This is a genomic window from Ruegeria sp. CJ9, from assembly GCF_056536625.1.
This window is the reverse complement of sequence record NZ_JBQFPY010000001.1, coordinates 580,140-606,314: the sequence shown is the minus strand read 5'-3', so window position 1 is coordinate 606,314 and position 26,175 is coordinate 580,140. Positions and strand designations below refer to the sequence as shown.

Genomic DNA, 26,175 nt, shown 5'->3' with positions numbered 1-26,175 from the left:
CAATTACAAAAAATGCCACTGACCACCGTGGCGAATTTACTGAAAATCTCTTTGACGCATGGGGGTAAGTGATGTCCCGAAGCCTGTTGAAGTACACGCGTGTTCTGGAAATTGTCGGTGACACGATCAAGGTTCGGGTGCCGATTGATGGCGCGCGCGACCCAGCCGTTCGCTTCAACGATCTGGCGGTGATCGAGACGGTGGATGGCCGCAAAACTATGGCTCAGGCGATCTTAATTGATCGGGACGTGGTGACGTTGCAGGTGTTCTCGGGCACCAAGGGCATATCCACCGAGGCGACGGCGACCTTTCTTGGCCACCCAATGCAGACGCCCTATTCGGCCAACATTTTGGGGCGCGTGTTCGACGGGGCGGGGGTGGCGATCGACGGCGGACCCGACCTGACTGCCGAGCCGCGCATCGACATCGGTGGTCCGACCGTAAACCCGGCCGAGCGTGCGGTTCCCAACAAGATGATCCGCACGGATGTGCCGATGATCGACGTGTTCAACACGCTTGTCGAAAGCCAGAAAATCCCGATTTTCTCGGTTTCAGGTGAGCCGTTCAACGCCTTTCTCAGCCGAATCGGTATTCAGGCGGATGCCGATATCGTGGTGTTCGGCGGGCTGGGATTGATCTTTGATGACTATTACACGTTCCGCACCTCCTTTGAGGATGCGGGCGTGTTCTCGCGCACCGTGATGTTCGTCAATCAGGCGATGGACCCTCTGGTCGAACGCTTATTGGTGCCGGATATGGCGTTGGCCGTGGCCGAGAAATTCGCGGTGGAAGAGGGCAAGCGCGTGCTGGTTCTGATGACTGACATGACCGCTTTCGCCGATGCGATGAAAGAAGTGGGGATCAGTCAGGAACGCGTTCCATCGCAGCGCGGATATATGGGTGACCTCTATTCGCAGTTGGCGCGCCGGTACGAAAAGGCGTGTGATTTCGCCAAGGGCGGGTCGGTCACCGTGTTGACCGTGACGACAATGCCAGGCAATGACGTGACCCATCCGGTGCCGGACAACACGGGCTATATCACCGAAGGCCAGATTTACCTGCATTCGGGTGTGATCGACCCGTTCGGCAGCCTGTCGCGCCTCAAGCAGAACGTAGTTGGTAAGACGACCCGCGAAGACCACGGGCAGATTATGAACACGATGATCCGGTTTTATTCGGAAAGCCGGGACGCCGCGCAGAAGCAGGCGATGGCCTTTGACCTGTCGGATTACGATCACCAACTGCTGAAGTTTGGCGCGCTGTTCCGCAAGCGATTCATGGATATCAACGTCTCGATCCCGCTGGAGGATGCGCTTGATCTGGGCTGGAAAACCCTGGCTGAGTGTTTTGCCCCAGAACAATTGCTGATGAAGCAATCTCTGGTCGACAAATATTTCCCAAAGGATGCCGATGGCGCGGTTGCAGCTGAATAAATCGTCGCTCGCCCGCGAGCAGACGCAGCTGAAAAGCTATGAGCGGTTCCTGCCGTCACTGGACCTCAAGCGCCAGCAATTGATGGCGGAACGTGTGAAAGCCCGTGAGGAGGTGAGACGGCTAGAGGACGAGGTGCAAGACCTGGCCCAGCAGGTGGGGGCAAAGCTGCCAATGCTGGCACAGCAAAGCATCGATCTGGACGGGCTGGTGGAACTGAAAGACTACAGGGTCAAAGAGGTCAACGTGGTGGGCGTCAAGATGCCTGATCTGGACCGGATCGAGGTTGCTGTGCGCCCTTATTCGCTGTTGGCAAAACCCCATTGGGTGGATGCCGCGGCGCAGTTGCTGCATGATATGATCGAGGCGCGCCTGCGGGTCAAAGTGGCCGAAGAGCGGGTCAGGATTTTCGACAAGGCCGTTGCCACGATCACGCAGCGGGTGAACCTGTTCGAAAAGGTTCTGATCCCGCGCGCCAAGGCCAATATCAAGAAGATCCGCATCTACCTGAGTGATGAGCAGATGCAGGCCGTCGTCCGCTCGAAAATCTCCAAGCGTAAACATGCGCAAGAGGCGGCGTCATGAGTATCGCCCGCCTCAAAAAGCTCTCGCTGGTAGGACGAGCAGCGCAGAAAACCGAAACGCTTGAGGCTTTGCAGGAACTGGGGTGCATGCATGTATTGCCACTGGCCCCGCCACCATCTGAGCCGGAAAAGATCAGCGCGCGCGGTGCAAGAGATGCCTATAAGGCGTTGCGATTCCTGACAGATGTACCTGAGCCACGCCGCCAAATTCAGCGCGACACGGACTTTAATATGGATCAGTTCGTCAAGGATGTGCGCGACCTGATGCAACGCAGCCGCGACATGACAGACAGGCGGGATTTTCTGGCCGATCGCATTGCGAAGGTGCGGCCGTGGGGCGATCTGGATTTTCCGCCCGATGACGTTCTGGCGGGCAACCGGCTATGGTTCTACCAACTGCCGTTAAAGCGTCGAGATGCTTTGAATGACCTGACGCTGCCCTGGGCGATTCTGGAGCATGATCATCGGTTTATCTATGCGGTCCTGATCTCGTCGGATGAGCCCGCCGACGACATTCTGCCAGTACCGCGCACCCATACGGGGTCACTGCCCATTCATGAGCTTGAGGCCCAGTTGGAAGAGGCGGAAATTGCCATCGAAGCGCTTGAGGCCGAACGGGTCGCCCAGACCCGCTACTTGACGCTGATGCGGCGTAACCTCTCGGTGGCTGAGAGCGCGGCAGAGCTTGCCCATGCGACGCAGAAAGTGCGCGACGAAGAGGCGATGTTTGCCCTTCAGGGCTGGGTGCCAGAAGATCGCGTTGATGCCGTGTTGGACATGGCGAAGGGTAAGGACGCCGCGATTCTGATCGAGGACCCAGGCCCCGAAGACTCGCCACCCACTCTGTTGGAGCAGCCGGAAAAACGTAACGCTGCCGTAGATTTGGCGCTGTTTTATCAAGTTCCAGGTTACAAAGATTGGGACCCAAGCGTCATCGTCGCCGTGTCCTTCGCGTTCTTCTTTGCCATGATTGTAGCTGATGCAGGGTACGGCGCGACCATACTGCTGGGCTTGCTGCTGTTTTGGAAACGAATGGACGGAACTGCCGGGCAGAAATCATGGCGTCGGTACGGATTGATCATTTCGGGCGCGACGATTGTATATGGCGTTCTGGTGGGCAGTTATTTCGGTGTGTCACCGCCGGAAGGGTCGATCCTCGCCAAGGTGAAACTGCTCGATCTGAACAATTTTGGTGCCATGATGATGGTCTCGATTGTTGTGGGAGTTCTGCATCTGGTGCTGGCCAATGCACTGGCCGCCCACGCTGCCTGGGGACAGCGCAATGCGATTGCCAATCTGGGCTGGATCGCTGCACTGATTGGCGGATTTGTTTTGTGGCTCAGCTATGTGAAGGGAAACTCTGCAACACCCGGTGCGGTGATCCTTAGCGCGGGCGTTCTGGCGATCCTTTGGTTTTCCAGCGATCGCCAGATCAACAAGCCAATCGATTGGTTATGGCGTCTGATTGGCGGCATCCAAGCCCTGGCCGGAGCGATGGGGGCGTTTGGTGACGTACTCAGTTATATGCGCCTGTTCGCGCTGGGCTTGGCCTCGGCCTCGCTGGCGATCACATTCAACGATCTGGCGGTGTCAGTGATGCACGCGCTGAAGGGACCCGGGATCCTGTTCGCTCTGCTGATCCTGATCGTCGGTCACGCCCTGAACTTCGCCCTAGCGATGATGAGCGGCGTCGTCCACGGGCTGCGTCTTAATTACATCGAATTCTTTAAATGGGGTTTGCCGGACGAAGGCATCGTCTTTCGCCCGTTTGCCCGCAAGGAGGTTCAGGAATGAATGAGCTTGTTCTTACATTGGGTTGGCTGGGGATTTACGCACCGATGGCACTGGGTGCGGCTGCAAGCGCCATTGGCTGCTCCATTGCTGGTATGGCCAGCATCGGCGCCATGACCGAGACCGAGGGGGGCTATGGTCGGTTCGTCGGCGTTTCTGCCTTTCCGTCGACCATGGTGATCTATGGCATCGTCATCATGTTCACCCTGAACCGTGAGGTGACGCCTGAAAATGCGGGTGGGTTGTTCGGGATCGGCATCTTGTCGGGCATCGCCTTGATGTATTGCGGTATCTGGCAGGGCCGGGCCTGTGCAGCAGCGATCAATGCAACTAAGGAAAAGCCGGAAATCTTCGGGCTGTCGTTGGCACCGGCCGCGATCATCGAAGGCTTTGGCGTTTTCGCCTTCGTCTTTGCCTTGGTCATCAGCGCGGGGATAAGCTGATGGCACAGGATGGCATGATCTCTCACGGTGTTGACGCGCTGATCGACAAGTTGCGCAACGATGGGGTGGCCGCTGGCCAGGCGGATGCAGATAAACTGCGCGCCGATGCCAAGGCCGAAGCGGCAAAGATTCTGGCCGACGCCAAACGCGAGGCTGACACGTATCAAAAGAAGGCACGCACGGATTCTGACAACTACCGTGCAGCGGGCGAAGAGGCGCTGAACACCGCCATGCGGGATGCGGTGCTGACCATGAAAGCCGGGCTGACGGACCGCTTCCGCGAAGATGTCGAACGTCTGGTCACCAAGGAAATGGCCGATCCAGACCTGCTGAAGCAGATGATACTCGAAGTTGTGGGCCGTGCGGCAGAAGGCGCCAATCTGGACGGAAAGGTAGAAGTCATTTTGCCTGCCAAGATCGCCACGCAAGAGGATATCAAACAGAATGCCGACGATATCCAGTCTGGCAAGCTCACCAAATACGTACTGGGCCTGACCGCTGAAATGCTGCGCGAGCAGGTCGAACTGCATGCCTCGGATGATGCCGAGGGTGGCATACGGGTGCGGGCGGACGATCAAGGCGTGGCTTTGGATCTGACGGATAAAGCGGTGGCCTCGTTGCTGATGGAGCATCTACAGCCGCGTTTCCGGGCCGTTCTAGAGGGGGTGATCCGTTAGAATGCCAAACCCTGACGCCTATATCGCGCTGATCAGCAGCTTACCGGGGTCGGAGCGGTTGTTTGTCGCCAAACAGCCGCCCTTGTCGCGGTTGCGGCTGGATCGACGTTTAACGGCGCTGACACCCGAGGATGCGCGCGTTTTGAAGGTGTTGGAGCATGCTTTGAACTGGGGCGACTACGACATCGGGGTAACCGACGCGCAGGCCATTGGGCGCTGCAACGAGGCGTTGCACGATATCTCGCAGCCCACCTTGCGCAAGATGCTTATTGAGCGGATGGACTTGCGTACTGTAGTGGCCGCGCTGCGCCTGCGCAAACAGGGGGTCAGCCCACCTGCCGGATCGTTCGGTATGGGGCGTTGGGCTCGCCATATCCCTGCCAATTGGAACGACCCGAGCTTTCGATTGGAAGGTCCGATGCCTTGGATCAAGGAGGCCCAGCAACTATTGGACGCCGCAGATCCTTTGGGCTTGGAGCGGCTGCTCTTGTCGGTCAGCCACAAGCAACTGAAACGCCACGCTGCCCGCCATTATTTCGATTTCGAAGCGGTGGTGATCTACGTGCTGATCTGGAACATTTTCGACCGCTGGGCGCAAAGCAATGCGCAGGAGGCGGCCAAAAGATTTGAGCATCTGGCCCAGCAAGCCATGGCTAATGTCGCCGATATCGATTTTGACGGAGCAAACGCATGACCGCCCCAACCTCTGCCAAACAGACCGCCACCGCCCGTGTCGTCTCGGTGCAAGAGGGGTTGGTGCAGATACGGGCCAACCATGACGCCTCGGGCCAGCCCGGGCAGTTGGTCAAGAACGAAGTGGTCTTTATTCTGCCAACACGCCCCGGGCCAGGTGGGCGGCTGGAACGCCTGAAGGCCGAGGTGCTGCGGGTGCGTGGTGATACGGCGGATGTGCAGGTCTATGAAAGCACCGACGGGGTTGCCGTGGGTGACCCGGTCGAACAATCTGGCCAATTGCTGTCGGTCGAGCTGGGGCCGGGTTTGTTGGGGCAGGTGTTCGACGGGTTGCAATCGCCTTTGCCCAAAGTAGCGGCTGATTTTGGCACCTTCCTGCCCCGCGGGGCTGATGTCGCTCCGCTGGACGATCAGGCAAAATGGTCGTTCAGCCCTTCGATCAAGGTCGGGGATACGGTGACCGCCGGTGACAGCATCGGAACGGTCCCCGAGGGACATTTCACCCACAAGATCATGCTGCCGTTTAACTGGATGGGCGATTACAAGGTCATCTGGGTACAAAAAGGCGCGGCCACGATCCACGACATAATGGCCCGTCTGGAAGATGAGCAAGGCGGCGAACACACGCTGACCTTATGCCAGAAATGGCCAGTGCGGCGACCTTTATCGGAAAGCATTCTGAAACGCACGCTGTCCGAGCGGTTGTATCCGACCGAACCGGTCCTGACCTCTCAGCGCCTGATCGACACGTTCTTTCCCATCGCACGCGGGGGGACGGCCTGTATTCCTGGGCCGTTTGGGGCGGGCAAAACGGTTCTGCAAAACCTGATCGCGCGCAATGCCAAGGTGGATATCGTCATTGTCGTAGCCTGTGGCGAACGTGCGGGTGAAGTGGTTGAGACGATCCACGAGTTTCCCAAGATGACCGACCCAACCACGGGTGGCAGTCTGATGGATCGTACGATCATCATCTGCAACACGTCGTCCATGCCGGTTGCCGCGCGCGAGGCCTCGATCTTCACCGGTATTACGCTGGGCGAATACTATCGACAGATGGGCTATGACGTGTTGCTGATTGCCGACAGTACCAGCCGCTGGGCGCAGGCGATGCGCGAAACATCCGGGAAACTTGAGGAAATCCCGGGCGAAGAGGGTTTTCCTGCCTATCTGGAAAGCTCGATCAAGGGGCTGTATGAGCGTGCCGGAGCAATGAAAACCAATGACGGCGATTTGGGCAGCCTTACCTTGATCGGAACCGTCTCGCCCGCCGGCGGCAACTTTGACGAGCCGGTCACGCAATCGACCCTGTCCACAGTGAAATGTTTCCTCGGCCTGTCTTCGGAACGCGCCTACAAGCGGTTTTATCCTGCGGTCGATCCGATGCTCAGTTGGTCGCGCTATACGGATCAATTGTCCGACTGGTACGACAAAAACGCCGAACCGGGTTGGACCGGCAAGGTCCGGGATTTGCTGGCACTGATCGAAAAAGGCGAACAGGTCGATCAGATGATGCAGGTGACGGGGGAAGAGGGCGTCACGATCCAAGATTTCGTAACCCAGCAAAAAGCGCTGTTTGTGGATATGGTTTATCTGCAGCAGGACGCTTTTGACAAAGTGGACGCGACGGTGCCGCTGGAACGTCAGAAAATGACCTTCAAGCTGGTCTACGACGTGACCCAATCAACTGCGGAGTTCGCTGAAAAGGCCGAGGTTCGGCAGGTGTTTACGCAGCTCACAGGATTGATGAAGAACTTTCACTATGCGGCGGAAAACACACCGGAATTCAAGTCGACCTGGGGGCAGATACAAAATCTGTGCCGCGAGAAGTTTGGTGTCTAAATAGGGAAGTGGTAGCCCGTAGGGGAATCGAACCCCTCTTTCCAGGTTGAAAACCTGGCGTCCTAACCGATAGACGAACGGGCCATTTGGTATGGCGCAAGCACAAGTGGTAGCCCGTAGGGGAATCGAACCCCTCTTTCCAGGTTGAAAACCTGGCGTCCTAACCGATAGACGAACGGGCCACGCTGGCTTGTGGAGGGCCTTTTACGGTTTCGCCCGGACCCCCGCAAGCCGAAAAATGCAAGGACGTGAAAGTTTTTTCCAAGGCCTGAAATCGGGCTTAAATGGCCTCTGCTGCGTCTTCCAGCCGAAGTTGCACACTTTGACGTCCACCCCACGTGTTCACTTCCAGCCGTCCGGCGAAATGAAAGCGTGCGCCGCCGTGATTTGACAGCTTTTCGCCCATCGGACCGTCAAAGGCCCCAAAGGCAATGGCATCCAGACCGCCGCCAACACCGTCGGACAGGGACAGTTTCAGATGGGATTCACCAACGCGTTTGGCAAAACGCACCTGCAGGTCCGGCAGCGCATATCGCGGGGCAGGGGCGCTGGCCCCGAACGGACCTGCCTTTTCGATCTGTTCGATCAGATCAATAGTGGCTGCACCAGGCATCAGGGTGCCGTCTAGTTTCAAATCGGCCGGACCGCCTTCACCCGCGCCTTGCTTGGCCAGCAATTCGCTGAGCCGCGCCATGGCAGGTTCCAACTGGTCGCGCATCACGGTCAGCCCCGCCGCCATCTTGTGGCCGCCACCCTTCACCAATAACCCTTCGGCCGCTAGCCGCTGGATCGACGCACCCAGATCAACGCCCGAGATCGAACGGCCCGAGCCTTTGCCCTCATCCCCGTCGAAACCGATGACAATCGCGGGGCGGTTGGCGTTTTCCTTCAGGCGTGAGGCCACGATGCCGACCACACCAGGGTGCCAGCCTTCACCCGCAGCCCAAACAAGCGGCGCATCCAGACCACGTTCCTCGGCTTGCTCTAACGCTGCGGCACGTACAGCGTTTTCGATGTCACGACGCTCGGTGTTCAATTCATCCAAGCGTTGCGAGAGCGCCTGCGCCTCATGCATCGATTCTGTGCTAAGCAACCGCGCGCCCAAATCTGCCTGACCAATGCGCCCACCCGCATTAACGCGCGGACCCAGCAGAAACCCCAGGTGATAGCTGTTAGGCGCTGAATCCATGCGCGCCATATCCGACAGCGCCACAAGACCGGGCCTTTGCCGTTGGGCCATAACCTTCAGGCCTTGTCGCACAAGCGCCCGGTTTGCCCCGATTAGCGGGGCCACATCAGCCACGGTCGCCAGCGCCACGAGATCCAGCAGACCAATCAAGTCAGGCCCCTTTACACCTGTCTCACGCAGTTGACGTCCGGCTTCGATTAGCATCAGAAACACGACACCGGCGGCGCAGAGAAAGCCCAGATCGCCGCTTTCATCCTGCCGGTTAGGGTTCACCACGGCGGCACAATCGGGCAGAGTTTCGCCGCCCAAGTGGTGATCCAACACGATCACATCCGCGCCCTTGGCGGCTGCAATCGGTTCGTGACTCAGCGTGCCACAATCGACGCAGATGATCAGGTCATGCGTGGCGGCCAGTTCCTGCATCGCGGGCACGTTGGGGCCATAGCCCTCGTCAATTCGGTCGGGCACGTACAAAGTAGCCTGCCGGCCCATCTGCCGCAGCCAAACCAGCAGCAAAGCCGCAGAACTGGCGCCATCTACGTCATAGTCCGCGAACACTGCGATCCGCTCATTGTTCGTGACCGCTGACAGGAATCGCATTGCGGCTTTTTCCATATCCTTCATGTCGCGCGGGTCAGGCAGCAGTTCTTTCAGTTTGGGTTCCAGAAACCCGGACGCCTCCATAGCAGAGACGCCGCGTCGCGCCAGAACCTGACACACCGCGCGGGGCAGACCGGCCTGTTGGATCAGCATTTCCGCGGCCCGCTCAAGGTCGGGCGCTGGGCCGACCCAACGTCGCCCGGATAGTGACTGCTCAACCCCAAGATAACTCATGGTGTGCCTCTTATGCGCCAAGGCCGGACCCTCTCGGATCCGGCCTCTTCATCTTTTTCCAAATACTCTTGCCGAAGGCAATAGCGCAAGCCATCACGCTTTGTCGTGGGGCCACATCGGCGTGCGATACGACATGCGGCGGACCGAGCCGGTTTTCGACCGCATCAGCAGCGTGGTGGTTTCGACCCAGCCGGGTTCGCGCTTGATGCGCGGCAACAGCGAACCGCCGGTGACACCGGTGGCAGCAAAAATCACGTCGGCGGTGACCATTTCGTCGCGGGAATAAACGCGATCCAGATCGGTGATGCCTGCCTTGGCGGCGCGGCCGCGTTCGTCATCGTTGCGGAACAACAGGCGGCCAAAGATCTGCCCGCCCATGCATTTAAGCGCAGCAGCAGCCAGAACGCCTTCGGGCGCGCCACCCGAACCCATATACATGTCGATGCCGGTCTCTTCGCTTTCGGCACAGTGCATGACACCGGCCACGTCACCATCGGTGATCAGGCGGATCGAGGCGCCGGTTTCACGGACTTCAGCGATCATCGCTTCGTGACGGGGACGCTCCAGAATGCAGACGGTGATATCGGCAGGCTCACAACCCTTGGCCTTGGCCAGTGCTTCGACCCGTTCGCGGGGCGACATGTCCAGATTGACCACACCTTCGGGGAACCCCGGACCAATGGCCAGCTTGTCCATGTAAACGTCCGGTGCATGCAACATCGAGCCGCGCGGGCCCATGGCGATCACGGTCAGCGCATTTGGCATGTCCTTGGCGGTCAAGGTGGTGCCTTCCAGCGGGTCCAGCGCGATATCCACACCAGGTCCGTTTCCGGTGCCGACTTCTTCGCCGATATACAGCATCGGCGCTTCGTCGCGTTCACCTTCGCCGATAACAACCACACCCGCGATATCCAGCAGGTTCAGCTGTTCGCGCATGGCGTTTACTGCTGCCTGATCGGCGGCTTTTTCGTCGCCACGCCCAACCAGAGAGGCGGACGCCAGTGCGGCCTGTTCTGCGACCCGCGCAAGGCCCAGAGACAACAGTCGGTCGTTGAAATCAATCTTGGCAGCACTCATTTTTCACTATCCTCAGGTCAGTATCGGCGTTTTCTTCGGCATAGCCTGCGTCTTGGGCAGGCCGCAAGGGTCAAACCTCTTCGATGCGCAATGCAACTGGCTCATCCGCCACCACATCGGTGTCCCGTAGCCCTTTCAGGGCAACGTCCAGCGTGGCGCGCGTGGTTTTGTGGGTGACGATCAGAACCGGAGCGGTGCTTTCCGTATGCCCGTATTGGCGCATCCGGTCGATTGAAACACCTGCATCGCCCAGAATAGCCGCCACTTTGGCCAGCGCTCCAGGTTTATCGAAGAGGGCAAGCCGCAGATAATAGGGGGCGGGCAGTCCGGTCACCGCAGGCTTGGCATCTTGCAACGAGGTTGCGGGGCGACCAAAGGTCGGGATTTGCAGCCCGCGTGCCAGATCGCAGACATCGCCCATCACTGCGCTTGCCGTAGGGCCTTCGCCAGCTCCGGGGCCGCGCAGCACGACTTGCTCGACCGCGTCGCCCTCGATCACCACCATGTTTGTGCCGCCTTCCAACTGCCCCAAGGGCGAGCTGCTGGGCACAAGGCACGGCTGCATACGCTGTTCCAAACCACGGGCCGAGCGTTGCGCGACGCCCAGCAGTTTGATGCGATAGCCCATATCGGCGGCTTGATGAATGTCTTCCAGGGTGATCTGCTGAATGCCTTCGATCTGGATTCCATCGAAGTTCGGCTTGGTGCCAAAAGCGATCGAAGACAACAACGCCAGCTTATGCGCCGCGTCGATGCCGCCAACGTCCAGGTTCGGATCGGCCTCAAGGTACCCAAGCTGCGCGCATTCTTCGAACAGCGCGTTATAGCCCAGCTCCTGCGATTGCATGCGGGTCAGGATATAATTGCAGGTTCCGTTCATCACGCCCATGACGCGGGTGATCTCATTTCCGGCCAGCCCTTCGGTCAGCGACTTGATCACCGGGATACCGCCTGCAACGGCGGCCTCGAACCGGATGACACGACCAGCTGCTTCGGCCTTTTCGGCTAGGTCCTGACCGTGGATCGCCAGCAGCGCCTTATTGGCGGTCACCACGTCCTTGCCAGTGGCCAGCGCCGCCTCGACCGAGGCTTTGGCCGGGCCGTTTTCGCCGCCGATCAGTTCGACAAACACATCGATGTCATTGCGCTTCGCCAACGCCACGGGATCGGTTTCCCAGGCGTAGTCCGACAGGTTCACACCGCGATCCTTATTCGCATCGCGCGCCGAAACGGCAACGATCTCGACAGATCGGCCCGTGCGCGCCTGCAGCAGGTCTGCGTGGCGGCGGATGATCTTTACGACACCCACGCCAACCGTTCCCAAGCCCGCAATTCCCAGCCGCAGCGCCTGTGTCATCCCGTGGGTTCCTTTCCGCTCGAAATTTCCGTGGTTTCGGGCCTTTTGCCCGTTCAGCGCTGCCTTAGCGGGTTCAGCGCTAGGGTGCAATGCGTCCTGGTCCCGGACGGGGCTGAATCGTAGGGGCTTAGTTGATTTCCGCGTTCTGGAGTTCTTCTGACTTTTTCTCAAGTTCCTCACGCCGCGCGATCAAGTCTTCTTCGACCACGGCGGCCTCGTTCACCGGATCAACGGCGGGGCCCAGTTTTTCCTGCAGCGGGATAAGCTTAGGATAGCGTGCCGACTCCAGCTCCGGCAACTCGCGCCCTTCCAATTCTGGAATATCGGTGCATCCGGCACATGCGAGCATCAGTATCAGCAAAGGCAGGGGTTTCATGCAGAACTCTTTCAACATCAACTGAAACTGTGATGCACCTTTTAGTGACTTGGTTCAAGCGGGGTTCTATCTGAACAAACGTTCAGATACTGTGTGGGAATGGCACGTACGCAAGGATCACATTCCGATATTACCGGCCCACGCATCCGCAAGGCGGCGCTGGGTTTGTTCGCCCGTCACGGCTATGCGGCCGTTTCGATGCGCCAGATCGCGTCCGAGGTCGGGGTGCAGGCAGGGGCTCTGTATAACTACACGCCGGATAAACAAAGCCTGCTATACCGTCTGATGCACGAACACATGCAAGAGCTGCTTTTGGCTTATGACGACCTTGACCATCCTGCCGATGCGTCCGAGGCGTTGCGCCAGTTCGTAGGGTTTCATATCCGCTTTCACCTGGAGCGCCCAGATGAGGTGTTCATTGCCTATATGGAATTGCGCAACCTGACACCGGAAAACTTCTCGGAAATCGAGGCCTTGCGCCGCAGCTATGAAAACGCGCTAGAGACCATCTTGCGCAGCGGGCAGCAGGGCGGGGTGTTCGATATCGCGGATACCAAGATCGCCACCCTCGCCGTCATTGCCATGCTGAACGGGGTGATGACTTGGTATCGCGCCGGAGGGCGTTTGTCGCTGGACGAAGTTGAGCAGGTCTATTGGGACATGGTGCGTAGATCGGTCTCGATCTAGTGTGCCGGTCGAATGAACGTGCCATTACGCAATTCGCGAAAGGCCTGTTCCAATTCGGACCGTGTGTTCATGACAATGGGGCCGTGCCAAGCCACAGGTTCGGCAATCGGTGCCCCTGAGATCAAAAGGAATCGCACACCCTCAGGGCCGGCCTGCACCGTGATCTCATCGCCGCTGCCAAAGCGCACAAGGGTTCGATCACCGGACATGTCCCGAATGTTAACTTCTTGCCCTGCAACCTCTTTTTCCAGCAGGACGCCACTAGGATGCGACGCGTCGGCAAAGGCAGCCTGACCTTCAAACACATATGCGAAGGCCCTGCGATAGGTATCTATCCGGAATGTTTTCTTGACCCCTGCGGGGATCTGAATGTCCAGATATTGCGGGTCGGCTGCGATCCCATCGACCGGGCCGGTCTTGCCCCAGAACTCTCCTACAATCACACGCACAGTTGTTCCGTCATCATCGGTGATTTCCGGGATGTCCTTGCTTTGCACGTCCTGATAGCGCGGCGCAGTCATTTTCTGTGCCGACGGCAGGTTGCCCCACAACTGGAAACCATGCATTTGGCCAGCGGCGTTACCCGTCGGCATTTCCTGATGCAAAATCCCAGACCCGGCTGTCATCCACTGCACATCTCCGGCGCCCAATGTCCCGCTGTTGCCCAATGAGTCCGAGTGGTCAACTGTGCCAGCCAGAACATAGGTGATCGTTTCGATTCCACGATGAGGGTGCCATGGGAAACCCGCTTGATAATCCTGCGGGTTCTCATTGCGAAAGTCGTCAAACAGCAGGAATGGGTCCAGTTCAGATGGGTCCTGAAACCCAAACGCGCGGTGCAATTTTACGCCCGCGCCCTCAAGCGTTGGTGTGGATTTGCGGGTTTCCAAAACTGGTCGTAGGGACATTGTGACCTCCAATAGCTTTGGTTTGCATGTATGATAAGCGCAGGTCCGGTCAATCAGCAGAAAAGAACGGGTGCTGTGCGGAAATCTACCCCTCTGTCCTTCCCGGAACAAAACCGTTAAACCGTGGCGAAAATATCGGGGAGTCACATGCAACAAGAGGTTTTGGCCACCATCAGGCCCTCAATCGCCAGACGTTGGCTGGGCACCGGAATGTTGGGCTGTGTCGGTGTGCTTGTTCTGTATGTCGCGTTGTCGCATCCATCCGAACCGATATGGCTGGTTTTCCTGCTTGTGGTGGGTGGTGCGTCTTTCTGGTTGGCCTACCGAATGTGGTTCGCGACCGATGATGCGATCGAGTTGACGCAAACCGAACTCAGAACCGGGGCAGGGCGGCTGATCGCCAAAGTCGAAGATATCGAGAGCATTGACCGGGGTGTCTTTGCGTTCAAACCCTCAAACGGGTTTCTTCTAAAGACACGGCAAAGTGCCGAAAATAGCTGGGCGCCTGGCCTGTGGTGGCGATTGGGACGCCGGGTGGGTGTCGGCGGGGTAACAACGGCCGCCGAAACCAAGTTTATGTGCGAAATACTGCAGGCTCTGGTTACGACTGGCAGCCCTGTTGAGAAACAACCCCAATAATCTGATTTTCGAAGCGCGGACGCGTGAAGATGTAGTTCTCGAATTGATAGTCGGTATCCAGCCAGGCGGGCTTGACTGTCCATTCATAATCGTTTGACGATTCCACGATAATCATCGGCTCTAGGTCGGCCATGGGTGGAAGTCGGTCGCGCAACCTGTCGATATTGCCGTTGTCCCATATCCCGGGAAATCCGCAGGTTGTTGACCATTCCACATCGTAGTAGTCGTCGCCACCGTTTTCGAAATACCGGATGAATGACACACGCAATCTCATCTCGGCGGTGCTGTTTACCATCCGTTGCATCAGGGTGTGCATGGACTCGATGTAAGTGTCAGTAACAGTGTCTTTTTCCCGCGAGAGCAGATCGCTTACCGTATACGCGGCTTTCACGTTCAAAGTGCTTTGGCGAAAGCCGTCAAAGAACGTGTAGGTCAGCGAGATCGTCATAACGAAGATCGGGAATAACAGCAGGGACTCCAGGGTGAGGCTCCCGCTCTCACGCCGTGCGGAGCTTCTCAGATACTGTCGGATTCTAGTAAGAAAACGCATTGTATCAAGGCTCCTGAACAAAAGCGGTCGTTGAAGTTAGAGAGATCACACCATCGTCACTGACTAAGGCGACTGCCATGTCTGATCCGGGGAAAACCGGATCAATCTGTGCGCAAGCGCGCAAGATCATCAGCTCATTTGCCGGACCATTCGTGAATTCCCGAACGGGTTTTGTCGGTTCCGCACGGTCCGTACAGTCCGGTGACACAGGCAGCGTGACGCCAGTGAAGGCGCTCTGACGGATCATTTCCAGCTGCAAGTTACTCGTGCAATCGTCAATTACGAGGGATCTTTCGCAAATTGCATCCTTGATTTGATCGTGCGTGGGCCCTGATCCGGTCCCAAGGCGAATATCACGGACAACCATATCGACAGCACGTTCCAGCATAACTTGTTTTACGGAAACCAGTGCATATTCCACGGCGCACAGTATGACGACGAGGTACAAGGGGAACAGGATGACGAACTCAACCGCCAACCCGCCTTTCTCGGACCGTCTGAACCGTAGTATATTTTTCAGAAACCCACGGGTCATTGCGTCAACTTCAATTGTTTGATCGAAGCAGCGATGGATTCGAACACCTGTTGAAGGGTCAGATTGGCGCTGCCCAACGTCCCATCGCTGTTGACTGCATAAACTGTGCTGGGGCTGCTGGCGCAATCCTCGATGGTGGTCACGCCGACTGCAGGTGCTTCGAAGGCAATGCCGTAGACGATCACACCCTTATTTTTAGCGGCCGCACAAATATCCGAGGTGCGAATATTTTTAGTGGACGAACCGATAGAGTTATATGCACCGTAATACCAGTTGTTGATACGATTGCTGTCAAAGCGGTAGTTGTTTTCGGCGTTCCAGCGCAGAGACGCACGGTTGAACAATTCAGGATAAGTCAGGCGAATGGCATCACCATCCTCTTGATCGCCATGACGGTGGTTACGGTATTCCTGCTGACGGGACCAATAATAAACGGGCGGTTCTACGCCAGGTTCCGTAATTCTGACGCTGTATTCACCTACTTTGCCGTCCCAATGCGTGTAACCAGCGTTGAACCAGACATCCGAATTCCCGTCACGCAGATCTTCTTCCAGCCTGTATTGTGAGGTATTTTCGCCATCGGTAAACACAATGAGAATTTTTTCTACATCGTCTTCATAGTTTTTCGGACGGTCACCGAAAGTAGCAGGAACAATGGTCTCGGTCGAAGACGAGCTGACTCTCTGTGCCGACAAGTCATTTATGATGTCCTGAAAATCGGGGTCCAGCAACGCCATGCCCCACTTTACGCCGATGTCGATCGAAGTGTTGCCCTGCGCCGTAAGATCGTCGATCCGGTCATGCAATTTATCGATATCGTTTGTATGAGCGGTGATTTCACTACCGTCCCGCGTTGGGCAAGTAAGATACCTGGGTTCTTCCCATTGCGTTCTGCTTGTCCGATAGCGATCAAAATGGGCGGTGCGGTCAAACGAGGCGGTTGGGTCCAAAGCAGCCTGCCGGAAATCTGATGAGCTAAAGTTCAGGCAATGCGAGTAATTGTGTTCATTTGTTACGTTTGTGAACTTGCCCAGAATATCCTCGCCCGCGTTCACTTGCGTGGCGTAAGGGATGATCGAGATTGAAATCTTATCCGGATTTTCTTTCTCATACATTGTGTCCACGAAACTTTTAGCCGCATCGCGCAGAACCGCAATTTTGGATCGGCCTTCCGTGGCGGATGCCCGAGTCATCGAACCGGACATGTCCAGAACTAGGGAAATTTCAACAGAACCAACAGATTCTTCCGCGGTACTTGTCGCTGAGGCGGTCAAAGTGTCGATGTACACAAACCTCATGAAGTTTGTTGTGACGGTTTTATCTGCCGACGCGATCACTTTCCGAGATCCGATGCCTTCAATGACCTCGATGTCGTAGTTGACGTCACCCAACCCAGATTTCTTGATGTACTCTTCAGCCACCAGCTTGGGGTCTACATCAACTTGATCCAAGTTGGCAGCAGCAAGGACAGCGCGATCCAACGTTGCTTGCATCGTCGCTCTTTCGCGCTCGAACTTCATGATGTCGACGCCCAGACCGGTTGTCGCAAACATCATCAGAAGGCCGATAAGCACAAAAAGCGTGAATACCGCACCACCTTCGTCTTTGGCGAAACGGCGGGCGACCGAAGCCTTTTTTTCAGATCTCTTTGAGCCGCTTTGAAATACGCGCTTATTCATCTTGATGACCTCGCTGAGCAGACATCCAAACTGCTAAGGAAATATTAACTCTCAAAAATTAACGCCGAATCGTGGCGGGATTTAGGCGAAAAAGCTGCTGACTTGACTGATTTACAAGCAAAAGCGGGATAATTCGCGGGCGATGGGCGCTTCTGTCTTCGGTTGGGCGACAATTTCGAAGTCGGGTGCCGAATTGGGCGACTCAGCGACCGTCACAGTATTTTTGATGCGTTTTTCGAGTTTTATTTCTGCTTAATTATTGATCGTTTACCCAATGGGTGCGACAAAACGTCAGAACGTAAACCGTTCGCTGGCACGGAGGATTAAATGACGGCCATTAAAGAACCCAGCTTTCGCGAGAGTGTGGACCTTATGTTCAACAGGGCAGCGTCCCTGATGGACCTGCCTCCGGGGTTGGAGGAGAAAATCCGGGTCTGCAATGCGACCTACACCGTGCGTTTCGGCGTTCGCCTGCGGGGTGAGATTCATACTTTCACCGGATATCGGTCGGTTCACTCTGAGCATATGGAGCCGGTCAAGGGCGGTATTCGCTATGCTCTGGCCGTGAACCAGGACGAAGTCGAAGCTCTGGCGGCACTCATGACTTACAAGTGTGCATTGGTTGAGACACCGTTTGGCGGCTCGAAAGGTGGCTTGTGCATTGATCCCCGGCAGTATGAAGAACATGAGTTGGAACAGATCACGCGGCGTTTTGCTTATGAATTGGCCAAGCGCGATCTGATCAACCCGTCTCAGAACGTGCCTGCGCCCGATATGGGCACGGGCGAGCGCGAGATGGCGTGGATTGCGGACCAGTTCGCACGAATGAACACAACCGATATCAATGCGCGTGCCTGTGTCACCGGCAAGCCGCTGAATGCCGGTGGTATCGCCGGACGTGTCGAAGCCACAGGGCGGGGCATTCAATACGCATTGCGTGAGTTCTTCCGCCACCCTGAGGACGTGCAGAAGGCAGGCCTGTCCGGCAAGCTGGACGGCAAACGCGTTGTCGTGCAGGGGTTGGGCAACGTGGGATATCACGCCGCAAAGTTCCTGAGTGAAGAGGACGGCTCTCGTATTGTCGGTATCGTTGAATGGGATGGTGCGCTCTATAATCCCGACGGGATTGACGTTGAATCGGTCCGGCAGTGGATCGTCAAGCATGGCGGTGTTAGCGACTATCCGGATGCAACGCATTCTGCCGAAGGTGCCGAGGTTCTGGAAGCAGACTGCGACATCCTCATTCCGGCGGCCCTTGAAGGTGTCATCAACCTAGCCAACGCCGAACGGATCAAGGCACCCTTGATCATCGAGGCGGCGAATGGTCCTGTGACGGCGGGTGCGGATGAAATCCTGCGCAAAAAAGGCACCGTGATCATTCCGGACATGTACGCGAATGCCGGCGGTGTGACGGTGTCTTACTTTGAATGGGTGAAAAACCTCAGCCATATCCGCTTTGGCCGGATGCAGCGTCGTCAGGAAGAAGCGCGCCACGAGTTGATCGTCAGCGAGTTGGAGCGGCTGGATCGGTATCTGGGCGATGCGTGGTCGATGTCCCCGGACTTTAAGGCCAAATACCTCAAAGGTGCGGATGAGCTGGAATTGGTTCGTTCCGGCCTCGATGACACGATGCGCATTGCCTACCAATCCATGCGCGAGGTCTGGCACAGCCGTGATGATGTCGAAGATTTGCGGACGGCGGCTTATATCGTAGCCATTGATCGCGTCTCGAAAAGCTACCGCGCCAAAGGGCTTTGATCCTTTGCATTACAGGGGCGGTCGGGCCACGATCCGATTGCCCCTGTTGCTGTTCGACCTAAATTGACCGCAAGCGGTGAAAAGGAAGATGGCAGGCAGTGCGCCTGACAGGTAAGCTGCCGCGAAAGAAACGATTCCGGGAGATCCCCATGTTGCGTACCGCCATCGCGGCCCTTTTGTTGGCCACACCTCTGGCTGCTGAGGAAACCAAAGAACAAAGCTGCCAGTATCAGGCTGATGTCGTTGCGGCAATCCAAAAGGCGCGTCTGGACAGGGTCAAGGAGCGCGACGTACCGCAGGCGGTGGCTGATACAAGCCCGACCTGGCCCGAGAACTACAACGCGGCCATTCCGTTGATCGCCCCCTGGGTTTACGAGCAAAAGATGCGCGACGTGCGCAAAAAGGATCTGGGCGCCGCGTGGCTTGAGCTGTGTTTGCAGCAATAATCCACAGCACCATCATTTCCCTGTGGACAAACGCGCGTCATACCCTTGGCGCGCGTTCCTGTTTCTGTCAAGTTTAACCCATGTCACTGTCCCCCGGATTTCTGGATGAACTGCGCACCCGGCTGAGCTTGTCTCAGGTCGTTGGGCGTAAGGTCATGTGGGATGCGCGCAAGTCCAATCAGGGCAAGGGTGACATGTGGGCACCGTGCCCGTTTCATCATGAAAAGACCGCCTCTTTCCACGTCGATGATCAAAAGGGGTTCTACTACTGCTTTGGTTGCCATGCCAAAGGCGATGCGATCAGCTTTGTGAAAGAAACCGAGAATGTATCGTTCATCGAAGCGGTTGAGATTCTGGCGCGTGAGGTCGGAATGCCGATGCCTGCGCGCGATCCCAAAGCACAGGAAAAACAGGATCGCCGGTCGCAACTGGCCGGTGTCATGGAGCAGGCAGTGCAGTTCTTCCGATTGCAGCTCAAGACCGGGGCAGGGGGAGCAGCGCGTGACTACCTGGCCAATCGCGGGCTGGATGTGCAGGCGTTGGAGCGGTGGGAAATTGGTTTTGCCCCTGACGGCTGGCAATCGCTCTGGGATCATCTGTGCGGAAAGAACGTGGCTGAGGATCTGATCCTTGGTGCAGGTTTGGCCAAACCGTCGAACAAGGGCAAAAAGCCTTATGATACGTTCCGCAACCGTATCATGTTCCCGATCCGCGATCCGCGCGGGCGTTGCATCGCCTTTGGCGGGCGGGCGATGGACCCGGCCGACAACGCCAAATATCTGAACTCGCCTGAGACTGAGTTGTTCGACAAGGGACGCAGCCTCTATAACCACGGGCCCGCACGGCAGTCTGCGGGCAAAGGGCTGCCCTTGGTCGTGGCCGAAGGGTACATGGACGTGATTGCGTTGGCTGAGGCCGGGTTTGGCGCCTCGGTCGCGCCGCTAGGTACCGCGATTACCGAGCATCAGTTGCAATTGCTATGGCGTATCTCGGACGAGCCGATCATTGCACTGGATGGCGATACGGCGGGTCTGCGGGCCGCCATGCGGGCGGTTGATCTGGCTCTGCCGTTGCTGGAGACCGGGAAATCCCTGCGCTTTGCCCTGATGCCCGAAGGCAAGGACCCCGACGATCTGTTGCGTGCCGAAGGGGCAGGGGCGGTGCAGGCCGTGCTGGATGGGGCCATTCCGATGGTCAAATTGCTGTGGCAGCGCGAAACCGAAGGCAAGGTCTTTGACAGCCCGGAACGTAAGGCAGCTTTGGATAAGGTGCTGAGGGACAAGATCAAACTGATCCGTGACCCTTCGATCCGCTCTCATTACGGGCAAGAGATTAAGGATCTGCGGTGGCAATTGTTCCGCCCGCAGCGGCAATCTGGGAACCGCCAATGGCAACCTCGGGGCAAGTGGCAACCGCAGAAACAGCCAGCAACGCCTGACGCGCGGGCATCGTTTTTGGCTTCGTCCGAAGGTGCCGAGATTCAACTGCGCGAAGCGGCTATTCTTGCAATTGCTGCGCTTAACCCCGAAGTCGTTGTGCAGTTTGAGCATCAATTGGAGGATATGGAGTGCCGCGATTCCGACCATGCAGCCCTGCGCCATGCGATCCTGCGGCACGCGATTGATGATCCTGACAACCTGAAAGACCACATTGCCGAAACTTTGGGGCCCCAAGCCCTTGAAAACCTGCTGGCCCTTCGCCATGTCGCAGTAATCCCTTGTGTGTACAAACCAGGCGACGTTGAAAAGGCCGAGATGACGCTGGCCGAGGAACTCGCAAAGATCAAAGCGCTCCGGGGGTTGGATGCTGAGATTGCCGAAGCTGCAGAGGAACTGTCCGATCTGGCCGATGAGGCGTTGACGTACCGATTGGCGCAAGCCGCCGAAGAACGCAACCGCACAAGCCGCAGCCAGAACGAGGACAGGGCCGTTTTCGACATCGCCGACAATGGCGCGCGGATCAACCGCGACGAGAAAGATGCGTTCAAGGCAATCATGTCGGGCATCAATTTTGAACGGAAACGCCGGTGAAGTGGTGTTTTCGTAAGGCACTGGAAAAGAAAAACAGGTAAACGGGTGGCCGAATCACTTCTACGCGCTAATGATTCGGTTGAAACGAATCACCCATCCCTGCAGGAGCATTGAATGGCCGCCAAGGATACGAACGAAGACCGCAAATCCGACGAGCAGGAACAGGAAATCTCGTTGGACATGAGCCAGGCCAACGTCAAGAAGATGATCGCCGAGGCCCGCGAGAAAGGTTACATCACCTACGACCAGCTCAATCAGGTGCTGCCGCCTGACCAGGTCAGCTCGGAACAGATCGAAGACGTTATGTCGATGCTGTCCGAAATGGGCATCAACATCATCGAAGATGAAGAGGCCGAAGAGGAAGAGAACAAAGGCTCGACCGAACTGACCACCACGGAAAGCAACCGTGAGGTTGCGTTGTCCGGTGCTGCAACGGAAAAGCTGGACCGCACTGACGACCCCGTGCGCATGTATCTGCGCGAGATGGGCAGCGTCGAACTGCTAAGCCGTGAGGGCGAGATTGCGATCGCCAAGCGGATCGAGGCCGGTCGCAACACCATGATCGCCGGTCTGTGCGAAAGCCCGCTGACCTTCCAGGCGATTACCATCTGGCACGACGAATTGTTGTCCGAAGACATTCTGCTGCGTGACGTCATTGACCTGGAGGCCACATTTGGCAACCAGTTGGACGAAGACGGCGATGTCGAAGAACCGGTCGTCGACACGTCAGCCGTACAGGCGGCAAAGCCAGCCAAGGACAGCGGACCGGAACTGGACGCGGATGGCAATCCGATCGCCAATGATGACGATGATGACGAAGATGATCAGGCCAACATGTCTCTGGCCGCGATGGAAGCGGCCCTGAAAGATCAGGTGCTGACCACGCTGGAGCGAATCTCGACCGATTTCGCGATGCTTTCGGAAATGCAGGACAGCCGGATTTCGGCCACGCTGAACGAAGATGGCACGTTCAGCGCCAAGGACGAAGAGACCTATCAAAAGCTACGGGCCGAGATTGTTGAACTGGTGAACGGTCTTCACCTGCACAACAACCGTATCGAAGCGCTGATCGACCAGCTTTACGGTATCAACCGTCGTATCATGTCGCTGGACAGCGCGATGGTGAAGCTGGCGGACCAAGCCCGTATCAATCGTCGCGAGTTTATCGACGCTTATCGTGGCCGTGAACTGGACCCGAACTGGCTGGCCGAGATGGCTGAAAAACCCGGTCGGGGTTGGCAGATGTTCATCGAACGCTCGACTGCCAAAGTCGAGGAACTGCGCAACGATATGGCTCAGGTCGGGCAATATGTCGGTCTGGATATCCCCGAATTCCGCCGCATCGTGCAGCAAGTTCAGAAGGGTGAAAAAGAGGCGCGGCAGGCCAAGAAGGAAATGGTCGAGGCAAACCTGCGTCTGGTGATTTCGATTGCCAAAAAGTACACGAACCGCGGCCTGCAATTCCTTGATCTTATTCAGGAAGGTAACATCGGCCTGATGAAGGCGGTAGACAAGTTCGAATACCGCCGCGGCTATAAGTTCTCGACCTATGCGACCTGGTGGATTCGTCAGGCGATCACGCGCTCAATTGCGGATCAGGCCCGTACAATCCGTATTCCGGTCCACATGATCGAGACGATCAACAAGCTGGTTCGGACCGGCCGTCAGATGCTGCACGAGATCGGGCGCGAGCCGACGCCAGAAGAACTGGCTGAAAAGCTGCAAATGCCGCTGGAAAAGGTTCGCAAGGTGATGAAGATCGCCAAAGAGCCGATCAGCCTTGAGACGCCGATTGGCGACGAAGAAGACAGCCAACTGGGCGATTTCATCGAGGACAAGAATGCCGTGCTGCCGCTGGACAGCGCCATTCAGGAAAACCTCAAGGAAACGACGACACGGGTTCTTGCCTCGCTCACCCCGCGCGAAGAGCGGGTGCTGCGGATGCGTTTTGGCATCGGCATGAACACCGACCATACGCTGGAAGAGGTCGGTCAACAGTTCAGTGTGACCCGCGAACGTATCCGTCAGATCGAAGCGAAAGCATTGCGCAAGCTGAAACATCCCAGCCGGTCGCGAAAACTGCGGTCTTTCCTGGATCAATAAAACCAAGGCGCCCCGAGAGTGGCGCCTTTTTTCTTTCACCCCACGCGCTTTCACATTGTCCATTGGAAAGATCAAATTGGCGGGAAGTCACAAGGCAAGACCCCTGCACCTATTTATATCCGCATTGTCCACTCATGGGACAGGCCGGGGTGAGGCTTTGCGGCTGATGACCCCCGGCCACTTGCCATATAGCGCATCCGATTAATCCAGACGACTGCGGAAAGTGCTGGGGGCCTGACCGGTCCAGCGTTTGAAAGCGGTCGAAAAGGCCGGTTGATCGGCGTAGCCCAACGAATAGGCAATCTCGGACAGCGCCATGCCGTTGGTGATAAAGGTTTGCGCCAGATCGCATCTAAGATCGTCAACGATATCGCGATAGGTTGCCCCTTCGTCCTTGAGCCGCCGCGTGAAGGTACGCGGACTCATCCCAAGATTTGCGGCGGCCTCATCGGCGTGAATGACAGTGCCGGGCAGCGAGCGGGTAATCAGCCCTTCGACCTGTGCGCGCAGTTTTTGCTTGGGCGAGCGTCGCTCTGCCAGGACACGTTCACCATATTCCAGAAGATGCAAGCGCAGGTTTGAATCGTAGGTCGGAACCGGCAAATCCAACGAGGATACGGCAAAGACGATTTCCAGTCTCTCTGCACCGAAAACAACGGGAAACCCTGCAAGTATTTGAAATTTATCGCTGTTTCTCCCAACCTCGTGCTGAAACCGTATCTCAATGGGACGGAAATTCGATTGCGTCAGGGTGCGCATGCGGGCCAATCCGGCGAACATGAGGAATTCGGTCCGGCGGTGATACCGGGCAAAACTGGCATCCTTCCATTCGGCCTCAATAGTGGCAAAGTTTCCGGCAAGGCGCAGTGCAAAGGCTATGGCCGGGTCGATGAACATATGAAAGCGCGAGGTGTTCTCGATCACCTGCCGCAGGTCGCGCGAATACTTACTGATATACGCCGTCAGGCTAGAGGACGAAGAAAACTGCAACCCGGTCTGCGCGGCAAAGGTAATATCTCCGACGGTATCGCAGGCATAGCGTGCAAACAGGGCTTCTTGATGGGCGCTGCACGTTGTGGTCGGCGCTGCAATTCTATCCCGTGAGAGTTTACACTTTTCCAGTATACGGTCAGATGCTTCGGCGCCGTTTGTTCGTTGATCAAGCGCTTTGGTCAATAACTGAATGCGGGCGATATCAACTTCCATGGCTGTTCCACCGTGTTTTCAATCGGGTTTAATGCCGTTGTTGCGTATTGGGCGTTTGTCGATCCCATGTATTGCTTCAATGTCTGGAATTCGAATGGTTTTGGCCGGCAAACACAAGACCCAAGGTCAGACATTTTGTATTTCCCGTCCGTTGTCGGGTTAGCACCTTGTGGGGATGAGGTCAGAGCCCTGGATAAAAAACCACCAAAACCGGTGGCTCCCCGGCACATTCACGCGTTTGAAGCAGACGGCCTCATGTCGCATTGCCCGGTCCGGACCATGGTGAAAGGGTGCGGGTAGGAAAGCTAACGGGCGCAACAGATATGCCAAACTTTGCCGTCTCAGAATTGGTGGATGCTCAGGATGCCATTGTTTTTGATGGGGAATGTGTTCTGTGTTCAGGTTTTTTTCAATTCATGACGATGAGGGATAAAGCGCAGCGTTTTAAATTCGCAACGGCGCAATCGCCGCTAGGGCAAAGGCTGTACCAAGAGCTTGGATTGCCCATGCAGGATTTTGAAACCAACCTGGTGATCGTGAACGGCAATGTACATCAACGTCTGGATGCCTTCGCCGCGGCGATGGGCGCGCTGCCGGGGATTTGGCCGATCTTGTCTTTTTGTAGGTTCCTGCCCAGTTGGATCAAAGACCCGCTGTATCATGCCATTGCACGTAACAGGTACAAGATATTCGGACGCAATCCGACCTGTATGATCCCGGATGCCGCACTGCGATCCCGTTTTTTGCCCGAGGGATTTTGAGTGGAACCCGATCCGTTTTTGCAATCCCTTCCTGCCGGGGTAGAAGTGCCCTTGGCCCTTCAGCAGTTGCATTCCAACACAGGTCACTACGCGGGACGGTGCGATATTGTCGAGGGACGAGGGTGGCTGATCAGGCTTGCTTTGCACCTCGGACGGTTTCCTCGAAGCGCCAACGACATACCGGTGCAAGTTCGGATAGACCGTGACGATGACACATGGCAGTGGGTACGTGATTTTGATGGCCACACGACTCGATCCCTCCTGACATTTGATCACGGCGCAGATTGCGTTCGTGAAAAGCTGGGCTGGCTGACGCTGTGGCTGGAACCCGAGGTCGAAGCTGAACACCTGTTGATCCACATCCGGGGCCTGAGCATTTTGGGTCTTCGTTGCCCGGCATTTTTGCTGCCACGCTCATCAACCGTAGAATGGCAGAGCGAAACAGGGGATTTTTGCTTTGATGTCTCGGCCAAAGTGCCGGGCCTTGGGGTATTGATCCGGTATAGCGGCTGGTTGAAACTTGTTCACGTACAGATGGACCCGGATTGAATTCATCGTGAACCGGCTTTGTTTGAATTTAGA

The 26,175-nt window shown here is 56.8% G+C and carries 24 protein-coding genes and 2 tRNA genes; 15 read left to right on the top strand and 11 right to left on the bottom strand.

Going from position 1 to position 26,175, the window contains the following annotated elements:
- Positions 1-71: 71 nt before the first annotated feature.
- From ACR0AJ_RS03025 to ACR0AJ_RS02995, 7 genes are read left to right on the top strand one after another with little or no spacing between them, the layout of a single operon-like run.
- Entirely contained in the window at positions 72-1,433 is a 1,362-nt protein-coding gene (locus ACR0AJ_RS03025; protein WP_480740045.1) for a V-type ATP synthase subunit B, read from the top strand.
- Positions 1,411-2,016 (top strand): V-type ATP synthase subunit D, encoded by a 606-nt coding sequence (locus tag ACR0AJ_RS03020; protein ID WP_480646241.1) that lies wholly within the window; start codon positions 1,411-1,413, stop codon positions 2,014-2,016. The genes ACR0AJ_RS03025 and ACR0AJ_RS03020 overlap by 23 nt, the downstream gene beginning before the upstream one ends.
- The gene (locus ACR0AJ_RS03015) at positions 2,013-3,809 is read left to right on the top strand and encodes a V-type ATP synthase subunit I (protein ID WP_170348234.1); all 1,797 of its coding nucleotides are present in this window, start codon (positions 2,013-2,015) and stop codon (positions 3,807-3,809) included. The genes ACR0AJ_RS03020 and ACR0AJ_RS03015 overlap by 4 nt, the downstream gene beginning before the upstream one ends.
- Positions 3,806-4,249, top strand: coding sequence for an ATP synthase subunit C (locus ACR0AJ_RS03010; RefSeq protein ID WP_170348235.1), 444 nt, complete (start codon positions 3,806-3,808; stop codon positions 4,247-4,249). The genes ACR0AJ_RS03015 and ACR0AJ_RS03010 overlap by 4 nt, the downstream gene beginning before the upstream one ends.
- Positions 4,249-4,926 (top strand): hypothetical protein, encoded by a 678-nt coding sequence (locus tag ACR0AJ_RS03005; protein ID WP_480740043.1) that lies wholly within the window; start codon positions 4,249-4,251, stop codon positions 4,924-4,926. The genes ACR0AJ_RS03010 and ACR0AJ_RS03005 overlap by 1 nt, the downstream gene beginning before the upstream one ends.
- A gap of 1 nt (position 4,927) precedes the next feature.
- Positions 4,928-5,620 (top strand): hypothetical protein, encoded by a 693-nt coding sequence (locus ACR0AJ_RS03000; protein ID WP_480636181.1) that lies wholly within the window; start codon positions 4,928-4,930, stop codon positions 5,618-5,620.
- Complete coding sequence (locus ACR0AJ_RS02995; RefSeq protein ID WP_480740041.1) at positions 5,617-7,458, top strand: V-type ATP synthase subunit A; 1,842 nt, start codon at positions 5,617-5,619, stop codon at positions 7,456-7,458. Before ACR0AJ_RS03000 ends, ACR0AJ_RS02995 begins: the two co-directional genes overlap by 4 nt.
- Positions 7,459-7,467: 9 nt before the next feature.
- On the opposite strand, the gene ACR0AJ_RS02990 is transcribed toward ACR0AJ_RS02995, so the two are convergent.
- The 6 genes from ACR0AJ_RS02990 to ACR0AJ_RS02965 all read right to left on the bottom strand — a co-directional run bounded on the left by ACR0AJ_RS02990 (position 7,468) and on the right by ACR0AJ_RS02965 (position 12,291).
- Positions 7,468-7,542: transfer RNA gene (locus ACR0AJ_RS02990), tRNA-Glu, on the bottom strand.
- A gap of 23 nt (positions 7,543-7,565) precedes the next feature.
- Positions 7,566-7,640: transfer RNA gene (locus ACR0AJ_RS02985), tRNA-Glu, on the bottom strand.
- Between the two features lie 98 nt (positions 7,641-7,738).
- Positions 7,739-9,481: a single-stranded-DNA-specific exonuclease RecJ gene (gene recJ, locus ACR0AJ_RS02980; protein WP_226688624.1), complete on the bottom strand. Its 1,743-nt coding sequence runs from the start codon at positions 9,479-9,481 to the stop codon at positions 7,739-7,741.
- 93 nt (positions 9,482-9,574) lie between these two features.
- Positions 9,575-10,558, bottom strand: coding sequence for a class II fructose-bisphosphatase (glpX, locus tag ACR0AJ_RS02975; RefSeq protein ID WP_170393480.1), 984 nt, complete (start codon positions 10,556-10,558; stop codon positions 9,575-9,577).
- Between the two features lie 70 nt (positions 10,559-10,628).
- Positions 10,629-11,915, bottom strand: coding sequence for a homoserine dehydrogenase (locus tag ACR0AJ_RS02970; protein ID WP_480740040.1), 1,287 nt, complete (start codon positions 11,913-11,915; stop codon positions 10,629-10,631).
- Positions 11,916-12,042: 127 nt separating this feature from the next.
- On the bottom strand, positions 12,043-12,291 hold the full coding sequence (locus ACR0AJ_RS02965; RefSeq protein WP_170348242.1) for a hypothetical protein: 249 nt from the start codon (positions 12,289-12,291) through the stop codon (positions 12,043-12,045).
- 99 nt (positions 12,292-12,390) lie between these two features.
- On the opposite strand from ACR0AJ_RS02965, the gene ACR0AJ_RS02960 reads away from it, so the two are divergent.
- A complete protein-coding gene (locus ACR0AJ_RS02960) occupies positions 12,391-12,978 on the top strand; it encodes a TetR/AcrR family transcriptional regulator (RefSeq protein WP_170357779.1) in 588 nt (195 codons plus the stop codon).
- Here ACR0AJ_RS02960 and ACR0AJ_RS02955 read toward each other — a convergent pair.
- Entirely contained in the window at positions 12,975-13,886 is a 912-nt protein-coding gene (locus tag ACR0AJ_RS02955; RefSeq protein ID WP_480740038.1) for a pirin family protein, read from the bottom strand. The two genes, ACR0AJ_RS02960 and ACR0AJ_RS02955, sit on opposite strands and share 4 nt — an antisense overlap.
- Before the next feature lie 147 nt (positions 13,887-14,033).
- Here ACR0AJ_RS02955 and ACR0AJ_RS02950 point away from each other — a divergent pair, with 147 nt between their 5' ends.
- Positions 14,034-14,525, top strand: a complete 492-nt coding sequence (locus ACR0AJ_RS02950; RefSeq protein WP_226688621.1) for a hypothetical protein — start codon at positions 14,034-14,036, stop codon at positions 14,523-14,525.
- Here the strand turns inward: ACR0AJ_RS02950 and ACR0AJ_RS02945 are convergent.
- The 3 genes from ACR0AJ_RS02945 to ACR0AJ_RS02935 are packed head-to-tail and all read right to left on the bottom strand — an operon-like array spanning position 14,488 to position 17,289.
- Positions 14,488-15,075 (bottom strand): TadE/TadG family type IV pilus assembly protein, encoded by a 588-nt coding sequence (locus ACR0AJ_RS02945; protein ID WP_170348246.1) that lies wholly within the window; start codon positions 15,073-15,075, stop codon positions 14,488-14,490. The two genes, ACR0AJ_RS02950 and ACR0AJ_RS02945, sit on opposite strands and share 38 nt — an antisense overlap.
- Positions 15,076-15,079: 4 nt before the next feature.
- Positions 15,080-15,610, bottom strand: a complete 531-nt coding sequence (locus ACR0AJ_RS02940) for a TadE/TadG family type IV pilus assembly protein (protein WP_170348247.1) — start codon at positions 15,608-15,610, stop codon at positions 15,080-15,082.
- Positions 15,607-17,289, bottom strand: coding sequence for a TadE/TadG family type IV pilus assembly protein (locus ACR0AJ_RS02935; RefSeq protein ID WP_170357787.1), 1,683 nt, complete (start codon positions 17,287-17,289; stop codon positions 15,607-15,609). The genes ACR0AJ_RS02940 and ACR0AJ_RS02935 overlap by 4 nt, the downstream gene beginning before the upstream one ends.
- Before the next feature lie 327 nt (positions 17,290-17,616).
- Between ACR0AJ_RS02935 and ACR0AJ_RS02930 the strand changes: the two genes are divergently transcribed.
- The 4 genes from ACR0AJ_RS02930 (at position 17,617) to rpoD (ending at position 23,626) form a co-directional block, all read left to right on the top strand.
- Positions 17,617-19,047 carry a Glu/Leu/Phe/Val family dehydrogenase gene (locus ACR0AJ_RS02930; RefSeq protein WP_170374714.1) on the top strand — a complete coding sequence of 477 codons (1,431 nt, stop codon included), beginning with the start codon at positions 17,617-17,619 and terminating at the stop codon, positions 19,045-19,047.
- A gap of 149 nt (positions 19,048-19,196) precedes the next feature.
- Complete coding sequence (locus ACR0AJ_RS02925) at positions 19,197-19,493, top strand: hypothetical protein (protein ID WP_170357791.1); 297 nt, start codon at positions 19,197-19,199, stop codon at positions 19,491-19,493.
- 80 nt (positions 19,494-19,573) lie between these two features.
- Positions 19,574-21,523 (top strand): DNA primase, encoded by a 1,950-nt coding sequence (gene dnaG, locus ACR0AJ_RS02920; RefSeq protein WP_480740035.1) that lies wholly within the window; start codon positions 19,574-19,576, stop codon positions 21,521-21,523.
- A 114-nt stretch (positions 21,524-21,637) separates the two neighbouring features.
- Positions 21,638-23,626, top strand: a complete 1,989-nt coding sequence (gene rpoD / locus ACR0AJ_RS02915; RefSeq protein WP_170348252.1) for an RNA polymerase sigma factor RpoD — start codon at positions 21,638-21,640, stop codon at positions 23,624-23,626.
- A gap of 201 nt (positions 23,627-23,827) precedes the next feature.
- Here the strand turns inward: rpoD and ACR0AJ_RS02910 are convergent, their stop codons facing one another.
- Complete coding sequence (locus ACR0AJ_RS02910) at positions 23,828-24,832, bottom strand: helix-turn-helix domain-containing protein (RefSeq protein WP_170348253.1); 1,005 nt, start codon at positions 24,830-24,832, stop codon at positions 23,828-23,830.
- A gap of 323 nt (positions 24,833-25,155) precedes the next feature.
- Between ACR0AJ_RS02910 and ACR0AJ_RS02905 the strand changes: the two genes are divergently transcribed.
- Positions 25,156-25,593 carry a thiol-disulfide oxidoreductase DCC family protein gene (locus ACR0AJ_RS02905; RefSeq protein ID WP_170374718.1) on the top strand — a complete coding sequence of 146 codons (438 nt, stop codon included), beginning with the start codon at positions 25,156-25,158 and terminating at the stop codon, positions 25,591-25,593.
- Positions 25,594-26,142 carry a DUF4166 domain-containing protein gene (locus tag ACR0AJ_RS02900; RefSeq protein WP_170348255.1) on the top strand — a complete coding sequence of 183 codons (549 nt, stop codon included), beginning with the start codon at positions 25,594-25,596 and terminating at the stop codon, positions 26,140-26,142. It abuts the gene before it with no gap.
- Positions 26,143-26,175 lie beyond the last annotated feature (33 nt).

Excerpts from the sequence above, each read along its gene's own strand:
- ACR0AJ_RS02955 (WP_480740038.1), bottom strand. The coding sequence starts at position 13,886 with ATGTCCCTACGACCAGTTTTGGAAACCCGCAAATCCACACCAACGCTT.
- ACR0AJ_RS02960 (WP_170357779.1), top strand. The coding sequence starts at position 12,391 with ATGGCACGTACGCAAGGATCACATTCCGATATTACCGGCCCACGCATC.
- ACR0AJ_RS02950 (WP_226688621.1), top strand. The coding sequence starts at position 14,034 with ATGCAACAAGAGGTTTTGGCCACCATCAGGCCCTCAATCGCCAGACGT.
- ACR0AJ_RS03015 (WP_170348234.1), top strand. The coding sequence starts at position 2,013 with ATGAGTATCGCCCGCCTCAAAAAGCTCTCGCTGGTAGGACGAGCAGCG.
- ACR0AJ_RS02965 (WP_170348242.1), bottom strand. The coding sequence starts at position 12,291 with ATGAAACCCCTGCCTTTGCTGATACTGATGCTCGCATGTGCCGGATGC.
- dnaG (WP_480740035.1), top strand. The coding sequence starts at position 19,574 with ATGTCACTGTCCCCCGGATTTCTGGATGAACTGCGCACCCGGCTGAGC.
- ACR0AJ_RS02945 (WP_170348246.1), bottom strand. The coding sequence starts at position 15,075 with ATGCGTTTTCTTACTAGAATCCGACAGTATCTGAGAAGCTCCGCACGG.
- ACR0AJ_RS03010 (WP_170348235.1), top strand. The coding sequence starts at position 3,806 with ATGAATGAGCTTGTTCTTACATTGGGTTGGCTGGGGATTTACGCACCG.
- ACR0AJ_RS03020 (WP_480646241.1), top strand. The coding sequence starts at position 1,411 with ATGGCGCGGTTGCAGCTGAATAAATCGTCGCTCGCCCGCGAGCAGACG.
- ACR0AJ_RS03005 (WP_480740043.1), top strand. The coding sequence starts at position 4,249 with ATGGCACAGGATGGCATGATCTCTCACGGTGTTGACGCGCTGATCGAC.
- recJ (WP_226688624.1), bottom strand. The coding sequence starts at position 9,481 with ATGAGTTATCTTGGGGTTGAGCAGTCACTATCCGGGCGACGTTGGGTC.
- ACR0AJ_RS02995 (WP_480740041.1), top strand. The coding sequence starts at position 5,617 with ATGACCGCCCCAACCTCTGCCAAACAGACCGCCACCGCCCGTGTCGTC.
- glpX (WP_170393480.1), bottom strand. The coding sequence starts at position 10,558 with ATGAGTGCTGCCAAGATTGATTTCAACGACCGACTGTTGTCTCTGGGC.
- ACR0AJ_RS03025 (WP_480740045.1), top strand. The coding sequence starts at position 72 with ATGTCCCGAAGCCTGTTGAAGTACACGCGTGTTCTGGAAATTGTCGGT.
- ACR0AJ_RS03000 (WP_480636181.1), top strand. The coding sequence starts at position 4,928 with ATGCCAAACCCTGACGCCTATATCGCGCTGATCAGCAGCTTACCGGGG.
- ACR0AJ_RS02910 (WP_170348253.1), bottom strand. The coding sequence starts at position 24,832 with ATGGAAGTTGATATCGCCCGCATTCAGTTATTGACCAAAGCGCTTGAT.
- ACR0AJ_RS02905 (WP_170374718.1), top strand. The coding sequence starts at position 25,156 with ATGCCAAACTTTGCCGTCTCAGAATTGGTGGATGCTCAGGATGCCATT.
- ACR0AJ_RS02940 (WP_170348247.1), bottom strand. The coding sequence starts at position 15,610 with ATGACCCGTGGGTTTCTGAAAAATATACTACGGTTCAGACGGTCCGAG.
- ACR0AJ_RS02970 (WP_480740040.1), bottom strand. The coding sequence starts at position 11,915 with ATGACACAGGCGCTGCGGCTGGGAATTGCGGGCTTGGGAACGGTTGGC.
- ACR0AJ_RS02925 (WP_170357791.1), top strand. The coding sequence starts at position 19,197 with ATGTTGCGTACCGCCATCGCGGCCCTTTTGTTGGCCACACCTCTGGCT.
- ACR0AJ_RS02930 (WP_170374714.1), top strand. The coding sequence starts at position 17,617 with ATGACGGCCATTAAAGAACCCAGCTTTCGCGAGAGTGTGGACCTTATG.
- ACR0AJ_RS02935 (WP_170357787.1), bottom strand. The coding sequence starts at position 17,289 with ATGAATAAGCGCGTATTTCAAAGCGGCTCAAAGAGATCTGAAAAAAAG.
- rpoD (WP_170348252.1), top strand. The coding sequence starts at position 21,638 with ATGGCCGCCAAGGATACGAACGAAGACCGCAAATCCGACGAGCAGGAA.